The organism is Pseudomonas sp. TH39(2020) (genome assembly GCF_016650715.1).
Taxonomy (GTDB): domain Bacteria; phylum Pseudomonadota; class Gammaproteobacteria; order Pseudomonadales; family Pseudomonadaceae; genus Aquipseudomonas; species Aquipseudomonas mandelii_C.
Genome location: NZ_JAEKFF010000006.1, coordinates 905,693 through 918,437, shown reverse-complemented (window position 1 = coordinate 918,437; position 12,745 = coordinate 905,693). Strand labels below are relative to the sequence as shown.

The 12,745-nt window shown below is 57.5% G+C and carries 12 protein-coding genes and 1 tRNA gene; 3 read left to right on the top strand and 10 right to left on the bottom strand.

Translation table 11 applies throughout. The annotated features are described in order from the left end of the window. Positions 1 to 133: 133 nt before the first annotated feature. A complete protein-coding gene (locus JFU47_RS12205) occupies positions 134 to 343 on the bottom strand; it encodes a hypothetical protein (RefSeq protein WP_154501622.1) in 210 nt (69 codons plus the stop codon). 309 nt (positions 344 to 652) lie between these two features. Between JFU47_RS12205 and JFU47_RS12200 the strand changes: the two genes are divergently transcribed. Further along, entirely contained in the window at positions 653 to 2,017 is a 1,365-nt protein-coding gene (locus JFU47_RS12200; protein ID WP_201183187.1) for an MrcB family domain-containing protein, read from the top strand. Between the two features lie 890 nt (positions 2,018 to 2,907). Here JFU47_RS12200 and JFU47_RS12195 read toward each other — a convergent pair. The 9 genes from JFU47_RS12195 to JFU47_RS12155 form a co-directional block, all read right to left on the bottom strand. Next, positions 2,908 to 4,209 (bottom strand): tyrosine-type recombinase/integrase, encoded by a 1,302-nt coding sequence (locus JFU47_RS12195; protein ID WP_201183185.1) that lies wholly within the window; start codon positions 4,207 to 4,209, stop codon positions 2,908 to 2,910. Positions 4,210 to 4,585: 376 nt separating this feature from the next. Further along, positions 4,586 to 5,905 carry an AAA family ATPase gene (locus tag JFU47_RS12190; protein ID WP_201183183.1) on the bottom strand — a complete coding sequence of 440 codons (1,320 nt, stop codon included), beginning with the start codon at positions 5,903 to 5,905 and terminating at the stop codon, positions 4,586 to 4,588. Beyond that, positions 5,902 to 6,771, bottom strand: coding sequence for a toprim domain-containing protein (locus tag JFU47_RS12185; RefSeq protein ID WP_201183180.1), 870 nt, complete (start codon positions 6,769 to 6,771; stop codon positions 5,902 to 5,904). The genes JFU47_RS12190 and JFU47_RS12185 overlap by 4 nt, the downstream gene beginning before the upstream one ends. After that, positions 6,768 to 7,037: a hypothetical protein gene (locus JFU47_RS12180; RefSeq protein WP_201183178.1), complete on the bottom strand. Its 270-nt coding sequence runs from the start codon at positions 7,035 to 7,037 to the stop codon at positions 6,768 to 6,770. Before JFU47_RS12180 ends, JFU47_RS12185 begins: the two co-directional genes overlap by 4 nt. A gap of 140 nt (positions 7,038 to 7,177) precedes the next feature. Then, a complete protein-coding gene (locus JFU47_RS12175; RefSeq protein WP_201185288.1) occupies positions 7,178 to 7,414 on the bottom strand; it encodes a hypothetical protein in 237 nt (78 codons plus the stop codon). Between the two features lie 263 nt (positions 7,415 to 7,677). After that, positions 7,678 to 7,887, bottom strand: coding sequence for a helix-turn-helix transcriptional regulator (locus tag JFU47_RS12170; protein ID WP_150616285.1), 210 nt, complete (start codon positions 7,885 to 7,887; stop codon positions 7,678 to 7,680). Positions 7,888 to 7,983: 96 nt separating this feature from the next. Beyond that, positions 7,984 to 8,838 carry a DUF6387 family protein gene (locus tag JFU47_RS12165; RefSeq protein WP_201183176.1) on the bottom strand — a complete coding sequence of 285 codons (855 nt, stop codon included), beginning with the start codon at positions 8,836 to 8,838 and terminating at the stop codon, positions 7,984 to 7,986. Positions 8,839 to 8,935: 97 nt separating this feature from the next. After that, positions 8,936 to 10,144: an integrase arm-type DNA-binding domain-containing protein gene (locus JFU47_RS12160; protein ID WP_201183174.1), complete on the bottom strand. Its 1,209-nt coding sequence runs from the start codon at positions 10,142 to 10,144 to the stop codon at positions 8,936 to 8,938. A 209-nt stretch (positions 10,145 to 10,353) separates the two neighbouring features. Next, positions 10,354 to 10,438, bottom strand: a tRNA-Leu gene (locus JFU47_RS12155). A 107-nt stretch (positions 10,439 to 10,545) separates the two neighbouring features. Here JFU47_RS12155 and queA point away from each other — a divergent pair. Both queA and tgt read left to right on the top strand, forming a co-directional pair. After that, positions 10,546 to 11,595 carry a tRNA preQ1(34) S-adenosylmethionine ribosyltransferase-isomerase QueA gene (gene queA / locus JFU47_RS12150; RefSeq protein WP_201183172.1) on the top strand — a complete coding sequence of 350 codons (1,050 nt, stop codon included), beginning with the start codon at positions 10,546 to 10,548 and terminating at the stop codon, positions 11,593 to 11,595. A 14-nt stretch (positions 11,596 to 11,609) separates the two neighbouring features. After that, a complete protein-coding gene (gene tgt, locus JFU47_RS12145) occupies positions 11,610 to 12,725 on the top strand; it encodes a tRNA guanosine(34) transglycosylase Tgt (protein WP_161990833.1) in 1,116 nt (371 codons plus the stop codon). Positions 12,726 to 12,745: the final 20 nt, after the last annotated feature.

Below are 12,745 nucleotides of genomic sequence, written 5' to 3'. Positions count from 1 at the left end.
CTGAATCGCCCTGTGCGTTAGCCCGCGCATAGTACTTGTCGAACTATGCGCGTGGCTCCTGCGACCCGTCTGTGAATCGACTGGCTTGCGTGAGCACCGTGTTATCACTGTTAGGTCAGCAGCTGTTATCGAATCACTCCGGCGTCATAAGCACCGCGAGCGCCATATTAATAAATTCTTCGTTCCTGCTGATGGTATCCAAGGCACCCCGAACGTTGTCGGCGACTTCGGCAGATCCACGCTGCTCAACCCAATTGGAAAGCTCCAGGATGGCAGCCTCCAGGGCAAGCTGATTTTGGTTGATCTTGTACAACAGCGAAGGTAGCAGGTCTGAGTTGGACATCGGGTTTCCTCCATGAAGTAAGGGGCAGCGTAGCAGTGAGGGCGTGGAAGGGCGACGGGAGATCGGAGAACGATTTCTGCCGGTCATGTGAGCAGCCGGTCTGTACATTGCCACCACTCGCTAGCGACCAGCATGGCCCCAAATATGGCGATCGATATTTTCAGCCGCAGATCTACTCCGCTAGACGCCATCCTCGAGCCTGGCTCAAAGTGAGTCGTCGGCTAACGGCTATCATCGCCAACAACACCTTTCATTGCCCAACAGAGTGCGCGCACCCATATGCCATCTGTCACCGAGTTACTTGCGACCTTGGAACGTGATCACTTTCTCAATGCATTCGAGCAGCTGGATGTCGGTGCGACGACCCGCTTCGCGGAGTCCATCAAGTTTGATGTGGTCTTTAATGAGAAGCGCTATGCGCCGAAGCAGGTAATTGGCCTCGCCCTGGAGAATGCTTACCGGCGTGTGTTCGGGCCCCGTGACTTCGTAGGCGGGGGAGAGACGAGCGCATTCCGTGCCTTGCATCGCTGCGGTTTCACCATTGTCCCTAAAGCAGGGTTAAATCCCGCCGTTGCCCTAAAGAACACAGTCGGCGAAATTCTGTTGCTGCAAACCAAGTACGACTCGCAAAACACCGACGACATGGTGCGACGGGGCTATCTGGTGCGCACCGAGCTCCCGGATTTATTGTGTGCACAGGTCGAGCGATACGAACCCCTGTTCTCCGCACACGGATACGCGTTTGCGGTAGAGGGGCGCGACGGCATTGGTCGTAAGGCGATGTCCGCCTGGACTCGTATTTATGACCCGGTAATGTCGCCGTCGGCAACGCAAGGTTGGTATGTCGTCATTCACTTCTCCAGCCGCGGGGACTTTTTTTACCTCACCCTGGGGTGTGGCGCGACGATCTTTAAGGATGGCAGCCTCGCCGATGTCGACCCCAAAGAGCTGTCCGACAAAATTCGGTGGGCACAGCGCTGCTTCGAGGATCAACCTCAGTCCACGGCGAATTTCGCCGATGCGGTGTTGCTCCATGGCAATCACCTTTCCTCCCAGTTTGAAAAGTCGATCGCATTCGCCAAACGCTACTCGCTGCAAGACTTTGACGAGAATGGCTTCTGGGAGGACTTAACGATCTTGACGGGTATGTTGATCGCCATCTATGAAGCCGAGCGACTCGGCAAAGCGCCTTTATCCGAAGCACCTGAAGTGCGGGAGTATCAGGCGCAACTGCCCCAGGTTGTGAAGACAAAATCCAAGACGGGCAGTGGACAAGGACGATTCTTGACCCAAGCGGAGAAAGTCGCCGTCGAACTGCATGCCATGGCGACAGCACAGCATGCGCTTGTTGAGCATGGTTTCACCGACATTGAGGACATGTCCTCAACGGCGCCGTACGATTTTTCAGCGAAGAAAGACGGTGGTGATTGGTTCATTGAGGTGAAAGGCACCACCAGTGCTCATGCCGATTCGTTCCTGCTCACCGCGAATGAGCTGTCCCTTCATCAAGGCAATAAAGGCCAGACAGTGCTGGCGATTGTTTACGATATTGATCTCAAGCGACAGGGAGAGACACCTTCGGCAAGCGGTGGAAGCCTCTCCATTAATATTCCCTGGGATCCGGATCAGTGGCTGTTCAAGCCCACCGCCTACTCGGCCTCGCGCAAGACCTAATATATTTAGGTTTTATCGATGATCTGAGAGGGGGGGCTCTGATCGAGCAGCTGTCCCCTCAGCCTGCCGGTCCGGCGAGGCGGCTGAAAGTGCGGCGACGAGTTCGTTGAGTGGCGGATGCAGAATCTCCATGTACTGAGCAGAATCGATGGGCGCCAAGAAACTCTTACCTCGCTAGGGCTAAAGGACGAAGGAAACAGCAGTCAGTCTGAAGTGTCCCGGCCGCCAGGCGCAGGCGCTCGCCTTCACTGATTGTACCTCCCTCTAGCATGGCCACCTCCTCGACCGGCAGGTCATCTGTGCCGTTGATCCTCACCCTCAAGAACCTTGCACGTTGCCAACGGCCTCCAGGCTGTCATCCACCCTGTTCCTTGAGGATGCCGAAAAAGAACCCTCATTGAGGGGGGGGAGTTCCGGTTTGGTCTGTCCTGTAGTGCGTCTTGAAACCGGTTGGACTTCATGAGGAGAAAGTGTTTTTTTGAAAAAACACCGAAACCTTGAAGGGCACGTAACAAGCCTTCTCCGAGCAGATTGACGATTAATCATTTGTTCGCCTCGAGCAGCTGATGTCACGAATGAGAAAGTCGGTAAAACGCCGGACCGGAACCGGAAGTGGGTACGCCGGAAAAAGTCATACATCGTTTGAAAGCGGGGCTCGAATTACCCCCAAAGGGGGGTGGGGGCCAGGAGTACCTTTTCACATTGGGAGCTCCGACTCCGACCGGGTTTGGCCTCTGCGGCCTTTTGAGGCGTTCGATTCGCCTCTACGCTTTTGCGGTCCCAGCTCGGGGTACAACGCGAGGTTCGCTGGTCAGACCATGGGCATCCACCGTCAGGCGTTTGCAGCGAAAGGTGTGATCCGCGTGAGAGATGAGGCCTTTCGTCCAATGTCAAAACATCCTCCTCGGCAATGGATCTTGGGATTGACCGAGAGCCTTGTGCACGGGGGCGTGCAGCACGGTTATCGAAGTAGCCTGTCCCGGTCCTGTCCCGTGATGCAGCGCCGCAAACCCTCGCTCGTCGAGCCATGCATGCCAGTCCTCCAGCGCCTTGCGTTTCAGCGTGTCGGCGCTGGTGTGGATGTAGGTGGCGGTCAGGGTTTTCATCGCATGGTTGACCAGCATCTCGCCCACCAAATAGTCCACGCCCAGGTCCATCCAGGCGGTGCGGGCCACTTTGCGCAGGTCGTGGCTGGTCCAGTTGCCCTGACCCAAACGAACAAACACCTGGCTGGCCTTGCTCGCACTCAAGGGGTGTCGCGTCTGGCCGGGAAACAGGTAGGCCCCGACGTAGCCGTGAGCTGCTTGGTGCTCGCGGTAGCGCAGCAGTAACGCACACACTTGATCGGTCAGGGGCAGCGTGAGTTCGCGCTTGGTTTTGGTGTCGTCGGCAGGGATGAACCAGTGGCGGCGGGTCAGGTCGATGTGCTTCCAGCGCGCCACCCGGGTTTCACCCAAACGAGTGCCATGGCAAAGCATCATCAATACCAGCATGCCCCCGACGGGGGATGTCGCGAACTCTGTGCTGAGGTTCGCCAAGACCTCTTCCAGGTCTTCCGCTCGTAAATGCGCCGGCTTGGGCTTGATCCGGGTCTGCACAAAATCGTTGAATTTTAAGCTGGTCATGGGATTGATCACGATCAGACCCAGTCGCGCGGCTTGGCGAAAGGCCACGGTCAACACGCCGTACACCGAGCGAACAAACGACAGGGCGTACTGTTCCTGCATCGGCCACAGCAACAGCTGGTCCAGGGAGGCACGGTCGAGGCCGGTCAGCGGCAAGGCGTTCAGTCGGGGTTGTAATTGGCAGCGCACGGCCGACTTGGCGCTGGCTTTGCGTTTGGCCGATAAACCGCGATCACGGGACATGCGCTCTAGGTACCACGTCAGCAGATCACCGACCGTTTGAAAGCGGTTGACCGTCGAGCGTGCACCCGGTTCGGCAGACCGTCGCAGCAGGATCGCCGGCAACGTGGCCTGCATGGCCTTTGCATTGATATCAGGGTAGTTGCCGGCCTTGCCCCATTTGTCACCCACCACCACAAACCACGAGCCTTTGGCGCGGTTGATGGAGGAGTAGCGAAAACGTAAAGCAGGGAAGCGCGGGTCACGTAATTGGCGGACAGTTGAGTCAGCCTGGCGACGAATTTCCGTGTCGGTAACGATCACGTGCAGCGTCTTGGAGGCGGTCATAAGGAGGTGCTCCCGTGGTCCAACAACAGTCGATGTATCCTGGCGGTCCAGGCATTTGTGCGCATTCAAGTTGTAGGCCTGAACCGCTACGGGAGGTCGGCATCTGGCCATCGCCACCGAACCTCGCTCAGTGCCTCATCCCTGGACAGGGGCTCACCAAGCATGATGCACAGGGGCTTGCCTGCTCGGATCACCTGCCAGTGACATCGCCGTTCCACGCCATCGTCAGCAACCAGTTCGGCGATCAAGGCCAAGCGGTTGCGTTTCACATATCGCCGAATTTCATCAGTCAATTTCGAGAGGGGTGACACACGGATACGCATACCGGTTCTGCGGGCGGTTAAGCCCCGATCCTTGAGGTAATCGAGAGCGGCCATCAGAGGTCCTCCCAATCGTTATCAAGGTGATTGCGGGCACAACCCGGCTCTGAGCGATCTGCGTTAACGGGGCTCATCAACTCTTGAAGGGGTTCACTGTTATGACTGAGCGCCTTCGGGGAACAACTCGGTTTATCCCAGTCATGCCCTTTTTCATCAGTCGTGCCCATGTCCTGCCGTGGGCATGATTGTTGTTTTGAGGGCGCGACGGCAGGGTAGGGGCGAGTCTCCTCTTCCGCTTGGGGCAATGACCAGTGGGTCACCGTCTCGCTTCCGAAGCCGGATCGAACCGTGACGACAGAGAGTCGCTCGCGGGCAGTCCTAATTTGTTTTTGGGTATAGCCGTTGCCCAGCATCAGCCTCTTGGCTTCCTTTCCGGACAGTGATCCGGAGCTGAGAATACGGCGCAGCGCTTCGGCGGGGTCGTCACTGTCGTTGAGTGACTCATCGTCCACGGACTCAACATCACGAAGAATGTCCCGAGCAGATCCTTGTATGAGGTCACCCCAGAGAACGTGGGTGGTCTCAATACCTCCTGCAATGGTGCAAGGTTCGATCGTGTAGGAGACGCCGCCCTCGTCGGTGCCAATATTGGACTTGGCGCGCGCCAGGACTCGGGCATCGGAATCCTGCTGTTTGGCGGCAACCAGCACCGTCCGAGCCAATGCGGAAAAGGCCTGTGAACCGATCACCCGATCGGCGGGTGTTGAGCCAGCTCCACCTTTGGCGAAGTGACTGATACCAATCACCGCACACAGGTGCTGTTCGGCAAAGTCCACCACGCCTTGAAGGCCGCGGCGAACGTCGTTGGCCTTGTGCATATCGCCTTTAACTGCGCTGACCACCGGGTCGAGCATCAGTAGGGACACCCCGCCGATCTCACGGGCTGTCTCTCGCAACAAGCCAATGTCGTTGGACGGATCAAAAGGGTCGACCTCGCCCCTGATGTTGATTCGACCTTGGATAATGTAAATACGCGACCGATCGGCGCCAGCGGCAACCAGGCGTGGCACCAGCGTATCCGCCGGGTCATCTTCGCTCGACCAGATCAGCACATTGCCGGCTTCTTCGCACTGCTCGCCGTCCGGCCAACGTCCACCGGTGGTGATGGTCGAGATCAGGCTCAGCAGTAACGTGGTTTTCCCGGTGCCGCCGGCACCTGCAAGGATGTGCAACTTGCCTTTGGCCAACCAACCTGGCCAAAGCCAGCGGATGGCCACCGGTTTAATACTGGCGGCGCTGACGGCATTGACCCTCCACAGTTGCGGTTTGGTATCCGGTCGCAGTGGAACCGTCATGCTGTTGTCTGCTGGCTTCATTGGGCGGCCCTCCAGGTGTGAAGGTCGTTGAAGTCAGTAAGGTCATCCGGTGAGCCAGCGGGCCATTCGGGGAAACTCACCCGTGCCCCAGATGCGTTAGCGGCATCAATTGCCGCCGCGCGGCCAGGGTTACCCCGCGTCTGTCGATCGTCGTCGCCAGCGATGATGATTTCGATATCGGGGTATTTGGCGCGCAGTAACAGCGCCACCGATTTGAGGTTGCCGGCGTTCATGGCCACGGCGACGGTACGCCCCCTCTGATGGAGAGTCGCTCCGGTTGCCCACCCCTCGCAGATATACAGCGGCCGACCCGGTGCGACGCGGCCCAGCGGCGAGTAGCTGGCACTGATCCGTCCACCTGAGAGGAACCGCTTGGAGCCGTCAAGGGCGATGCGTTGCAAGTTGACCAGCTGCCCACTGACATACAGCGGTACCAGCAAATGGTCGCCGCGCTGGCGCAGACCGTATGGCCGTACAGCTTTGACGATTAGATAACGGTGGTCTGGATCGGCGTGAGGGGCATTCACCCACCACCGCTGCGCGACTTCAGCGGTGGCCTGCTGGCGGCTGAACTGCGCGGTTGTTCGCTGTTGACGGGACTGCTCAATGTTCTGGCACAGTCGCTCAACGCTACGAGGCTCGGCAGAATCACGGCTATTCCAAGTGCTTTTCCCCCCCGCTTTCCAACTACCGAATGCGGCCGAGGCGATGCCATCCCAATACAGCACATACCAACCGTTCACTGTGCCGGGTTTGTCGTTCGGAACATGGAATCGATGGATTGCGCCGTCCGCCACCGGTAGCCAGTCGAGCTGCCCATAGACCGTTTGCAGGGCGTTACGAAAAAGGATCGAGGCGTCGGTCATACGGCCTCCTGAGGTGGTTCCAGCCTCGCTTGAACCGCGCACAGTTTGGTGGTGCTCATAGATGGCTGATCCGCGGGCAAGCGCTTGTGCTCTCTACCGCGCAGCGCCGTCAGCCCGTCGAAAATGCCGACCCGCTGCATGAGCAGGAAGTCGTCAACACCGAAGGGCTGGCCGTCCTGAACCCACAGTCCACGCGATACCCGAGTGGTTGTATTCGGGCAAGCCTTCGGCGTCACCGCCATTTGGCAGCGTTGAGAAATCGTCATGATTAAGCCCTTTTCTTAATGGCGTTGCGCCAAAAGGAGAATGCTGATCCCGCATCAATCAGGGGGGGCGATGGCTCACCCAGGCTTGCGATGGGGTTGCCCATTAGCCTGATGATTCGTTGATCTGGAGATGGCGCACATCAGGGGCGCCCTCCAGCGTCTTGGCTGGTTGATGGCGGACGGAACTCAGGCGTTTCGAGGTCTTCATTACGTGCCGCTGTCAGCGCCAGACTGCGGGCAGCTGCCATATGGCTGTTATAACGGGCGAGGCGGGCAGACACTGAGGCGTTGGCGCGAAGGGCGACGATGGCCATTGCGCGGTGCATGGCTACTTCACCCACGTTTGCCGATGGATTTTGGACGTGGAAGATCTGCATCGCTGAGACTCCTCGGTTAAAGGAAGCGCTAGCGGCCTTCCTACGGGATTGGATGACGGCGTGGTGTGGGCTTGGAATACTGGTTATTAAGGAAATCGGCGGGGCCGAAGCCTTCTCGCCCCTAGCTCGAAGTCGAGTGATGAACGTCAGTGGTATCAATCCGTCCATTTCCGCCAGTCGTGCCGCTGCGCTTTCAGTCGTGCCCAGTCCGGGGCATGGGCATAACTGGACCAAAAGGGCACGAGTGATCGATTGGGTAATCATCACGCCGCCTCGGTGCGTGATGCGGCGATGCGCTCGGTCACCCACGTGTCAACCTCGGACTGCACCCAAGCCGAATGGCCTGGCGCCAACTTCACTTGGGCCGGAAAAGTGCCGGTCTTGATTCGGCGATAGAGCTCCGATTGACTCAACGAGGTGATCGACAGAACTTCTTTGATGCGGATAAAGCGGCGGGGTTCTTGAGTAGCCATTCCGAGCACCTCCTGAGGTTGGCTGGGCATGGCTACGATTACACACGTTGCTAATTATTTGGTGGCAGGTTTCAGTGGTCGAAAATTACCAGAAAATTAGTCCACGTTCAGTTTTCCAGATTTGGGTGTGTTTGCGGTGGACTCAGTGGCGGCCTGTGCCAGAAGATCGCCTAAGCCGTTATCCATTAATTTTTTGGCCCATTTAATAGTGGTACGAAGACGGTCATTGGTGCAGTTCTGGCCAATTGCGAGAATCATTAGGCCGCGAGGGATTTTGATGCCTGTTTCCAGTTGCCAGATCCACAAATCCAAATATTGCAAAACGCCATAGCGCGCCAGGCTCTCCAAACTAGGACTGTAAAATTGTATTTCCTTTTGATCGTGTTTTGTTGCGGCTCGGATCTCTGGAAGCTTTACCGCGAAACCCGCCTTCAATTGCACGTCAGGTACTATTTTATCTAGGAGGAGAGGGACATATCGTTCATGGCTATTTTCCTTCCAGCCGGAGATTAGCAGCGGAGGATCATCATACATGCTCATAGGGAGGTTTTCTGACAAGAGTTTAAAGCTGTCAACAAACAGTTTTTCGGGTTGGTGTTCGTAGCCTGGTGTGTTAATCGCGTGGTTATACAAATCTCTCATTGTCATGAAAGCGACACCGCGCTTTTCATTTGCCAGATATCGCTCATACCCGGCCCAACCGTAAAAATCAGGAATGAGTGCGTGTTTTACATCTACTCCCCTTACGTATTTAATCATTACAGAAAATCTCTTAGCGTATGCCTCCGCCTGCACATGATTCTTATCTTTGCTCGTTTTCAAAACGAATAACATGCTTTCTTTTTGATGAAGTTGTCTGTACATCTCCGCAGCACTCAATGTTTTGGCAGATAGGTAGTGGTCGGGATTGAACCACGCTGCCAAGTCTCCTATTTTGTGGATTTTAGCCATTGTTGTGTGCTCCTTAGTCGCTCCGGTATTAAATGGATCGGCGAGCGAGGCAGATGGGGATCGGTTTTCACCACATAGACGAGGCCAGCCAAAGCTGTCATGCCTTGCGCTTGATGTTCACCACGTTTACGCCAGCACAAAGTGCATCAATCGAATCAGCCCAGGCTTGCATCATTTGCCGGCGCTGCTCGAGGTAGTGGGCGTGGTTGTAGGTATCGCGAATTTCATCCTGGTCGCCGTGGGCGAGCTGGCGCTCGATCCAGTCCCGGTTGTAACCGCGGCTGTTTAACTCGGTACTGAGCAGATGGCGAAATCCGTGGCCGGTCTGCCGACCTTCATAGCCAATCTGGTGAAGTGCCTTGTTAACGGTGTTTTCGGATTGAGGGCGTTCCCGGTTGTTCCGGCCCGGGAATGCGATGGGGTAACTGCCGGTGATCTCCTTGAGCTCCAGGAGGCTGGTCACCGCCTGGTGGGGGAGTGGGACGACATGCGGTCGACGGGCCTTCATGCGGGCTGCCGGTATCGTCCAGGTGGCTGACTCCAGATCGATCTCGCACCAAGGTGCGTGGCGCAGTTCTCCAGGGCGTACGCCCGTCAATAGAAGCAAGCGCACAGCGATGCGGGTCATGACATCGCAGTTGGCAGCATCGAGCTTGTCCAGAAGAATAGGGATTTCCGAGAGGGGGACGTGTGGGTGATTTTTGGTTCGTGGCGCGATTGCTGCGACCACATCCAAGTCGGTAGCAGGGTTCGACTCCACTGAGCCCTTGGCGAGACCGTAGCGAAAAATCTGACTTAACCACTGGCGAATTTTTCCGGCGACGTTGAGCGCACCGCGCTTCTCGACCTTGCGCACCAAGGCGACCAGTTCGGGGCGTGTGACTTCTTTGACCGGGCGCTGGCCGATAACGGGGAGAATGTCAGCCTCCATATATTGCAGCGCCTTGGCTGCTGTGGAGGTGGCCCAGCGGGGTGAGTTGTAGGCGTACCACTCGCGTGCCAACTCCTCGAAAGTATGAGCGAGGGCGGATTGAGCGGTTTTTTCAGCTTGCTTGTGGGCGGTGGGATCTATGCCGTTGGCCAGCAGGCGACGGGCCTCTTCGCGGCGCTCCCTGGCCTTGGCGAGAGTGACGGTGGGATAAGCGCCCAACCCCATCATTTTAGCTTTGCCGCCGAAGCGATATCGGAATCGCCATAGCTTTGAACCGCTAGGTGTTACTTCGAGGCACAGGCCCGCCGCATCTGCCATGCGGTAAAGCTTTTCGCGCGGTTTCGCTGTTCGAGCGGCTGTATCGGTGAGTGCCACGGCAATCCCCTCAGCGCTAGCGCTGGCGGGAGTGAGTACCCGTCGATGTGTGAGTAGATTTCTAGACCAAACTCATCTACTCACGAATCTACTCACATAACGTTGGGCTGGCAAGGGAGTGCTCGGGAATCGCAGGCACAAAAAAACCGGCGTAAGGGCCGGTTTATCTGCTTTCCAGGGTCTGGTAGGGACCGCTGGATATATGTACATGGTGCCCCGAGGGAGACTCGAACTCCCACTTCTTGCGAAAACGGATTTTGAATCCGCCGCGTCTACCAATTCCGCCATCAGGGCTCAATGGCGGCGAAGTATAGAGATGAGATAACCGTCGGTCAATCAGGTACATGGAGAATTTTTGATATTTCCGCTAGACTTCCCGGCCCTGCTAGACGAACCCCATCATGCGCGTTGCTGACTTTACCTTCGAGCTCCCTGATTTGCTGATCGCCCGCCATCCTTTGGCCGAGCGTCGCAACAGTCGCCTGTTGACCCTTGATGGGGTCAGCGGCGCCCTGGCACACCGTCAATTCACTGATTTGCTCGAGCATTTGCGCCCGGGCGATTTGATGGTGTTCAACAATACCCGGGTGATTCCGGCGCGGCTTTTTGGCCAGAAGGCTTCCGGCGGCAAGCTGGAAATCCTGGTGGAGCGGGTGCTGGACAGTCATCGCGTGCTGGCCCATGTGCGTTCCAGCAAGTCGCCGAAGCCGGGTTCTAAGATCCTGATTGATGGCGGTGGCGAAGCCGAGATGCTGGCGCGCCATGACGCGTTGTTTGAGCTGGGGTTCGCCGAAGAGGTGTTGCCGCTGCTCGACCGCGTCGGGCACATGCCGTTGCCTCCTTATATAGACCGCCCGGATGAAGGTTCGGACCGCGAGCGTTATCAGACGGTCTACGCCGAGCGTTTGGGTGCGGTAGCGGCGCCGACGGCGGGGCTGCATTTCGATCAGCCGCTGATGGAGGCGATTGCTGCCAAGGGCGTTGAGACTGCATTCGTGACCTTGCACGTCGGTGCGGGCACGTTCCAGCCGGTGCGCGTCGAGAAGATCGAAGACCACCACATGCACAGCGAGTGGCTGGAAGTCGGTCAGGGCGTGGTCGATGCCGTCGAGGCCTGCCGCGCTCGCGGTGGTCGCGTGGTGGCCGTGGGGACCACCAGCGTGCGTTCCCTGGAAAGCGCCGCGCGCGATGGCGTGCTCAAGCCGTTCAGTGGCGACACTGACATCTTTATCTACCCGGGCCGCCCGTTTCATGTGGTCGATGCCCTGGTCACCAACTTTCATTTGCCCGAATCCACGCTGTTGATGCTGGTTTCGGCGTTCGCCGGTTATCCCGAAGCCATGGCCGCTTATAAAGCCGCCGTGGAGCATGAATACCGCTTTTTCAGCTACGGTGATGCGATGTTTATCACCCGTAATCCCGCGCCACGTGGCCCTGAGGAAACAGAATGAGTCGCACCAGTCGCATGTCTTTTGAGCTCCTTGCCACCGATGGCAAGGCTCGTCGCGGTCGTTTGACCTTTCCACGCGGTACCGTAGAAACCCCGGCCTTCATGCCGGTGGGCACCTACGGCACGGTCAAGGGCATGTTGCCGCGGGATATCACCGCCACGGGCGCGGAAATCATTCTGGGCAACACCTTCCACTTGTGGCTGCGTCCTGGCACCGAAGTGATCAAGAAGCACGGCGACCTGCACGATTTCATGCAGTGGAAAGGCCCGATTCTGACTGACTCCGGCGGTTTCCAGGTGTTCAGCCTGGGCGCCATGCGCAAGATCAAGGAGGAGGGCGTGACCTTCGCTTCTCCGGTTGACGGCGCCAAAGTGTTCATGGGCCCGGAAGAGTCGATGCAGGTCCAGCGCGATCTGGGCTCGGACATCGTGATGATCTTCGACGAATGCACCCCGTACCCGGCTGACGAAGACGTCGCGCGGGTATCGATGGAGCTGTCGTTGCGTTGGGCCAAGCGTTCGAAAGAAGCCCATGGCGACAACACGGCGGCACTGTTCGGCATCGTTCAGGGCGGCATGCACCAGGATTTGCGCATGCGTTCCCTGGAAGGCCTCGACAATATCGGCTTCGATGGTCTGGCCATTGGCGGTCTGTCGGTGGGCGAGCCGAAACACGAGATGATCAAGGTGCTGGATTACCTGCCGGGTCAGATGCCGGCTGACAAACCTCGTTACCTTATGGGCGTTGGCAAACCGGAAGATCTGGTTGAGGGTGTGCGCCGCGGTGTGGACATGTTCGATTGCGTGATGCCAACCCGTAATGCCCGCAATGGGCATCTATTCATTGATACAGGCGTGCTGAAGATCCGTAACGCGTTCCATCGCCATGATGATTCGCCGCTGGATCCGACCTGCGATTGCTATACCTGCCAGAACTTCTCCCGTGCTTATCTGCACCATCTGGACAAGTGTGGCGAAATGCTGGGTAGCATGTTGAATACCATCCACAATTTGCGCCATTACCAGGTGCTTATGGCTGGTTTGCGCGAGGCTATTCAACAGGGTACATTGGCCGCCTTTGTCGATGCCTTCTACGCCAAACGCGGGTTACCTGTTCCGCCTTTGGACTGAGTTTTCTGACCCCAAGATTC

Bases quoted from the DNA above. Each gene is read 5' to 3' on its own strand.
- JFU47_RS12190 (WP_201183183.1), bottom strand. From the start codon at position 5,905: ATGAAGCCAGCAGACAACAGCATGACGGTTCCACTGCGACCGGATACC.
- JFU47_RS12195 (WP_201183185.1), bottom strand. From the start codon at position 4,209: ATGACCGCCTCCAAGACGCTGCACGTGATCGTTACCGACACGGAAATT.
- tgt (WP_161990833.1), top strand. From the start codon at position 11,610: ATGTCTTTTGAGCTCCTTGCCACCGATGGCAAGGCTCGTCGCGGTCGT.
- JFU47_RS12170 (WP_150616285.1), bottom strand. From the start codon at position 7,887: ATGGCTACTCAAGAACCCCGCCGCTTTATCCGCATCAAAGAAGTTCTG.
- JFU47_RS12165 (WP_201183176.1), bottom strand. From the start codon at position 8,838: ATGGCTAAAATCCACAAAATAGGAGACTTGGCAGCGTGGTTCAATCCC.
- JFU47_RS12185 (WP_201183180.1), bottom strand. From the start codon at position 6,771: ATGACCGACGCCTCGATCCTTTTTCGTAACGCCCTGCAAACGGTCTAT.
- JFU47_RS12175 (WP_201185288.1), bottom strand. From the start codon at position 7,414: ATGCAGATCTTCCACGTCCAAAATCCATCGGCAAACGTGGGTGAAGTA.
- JFU47_RS12180 (WP_201183178.1), bottom strand. From the start codon at position 7,037: ATGACGATTTCTCAACGCTGCCAAATGGCGGTGACGCCGAAGGCTTGC.
- queA (WP_201183172.1), top strand. From the start codon at position 10,546: ATGCGCGTTGCTGACTTTACCTTCGAGCTCCCTGATTTGCTGATCGCC.
- JFU47_RS12205 (WP_154501622.1), bottom strand. From the start codon at position 343: ATGTCCAACTCAGACCTGCTACCTTCGCTGTTGTACAAGATCAACCAA.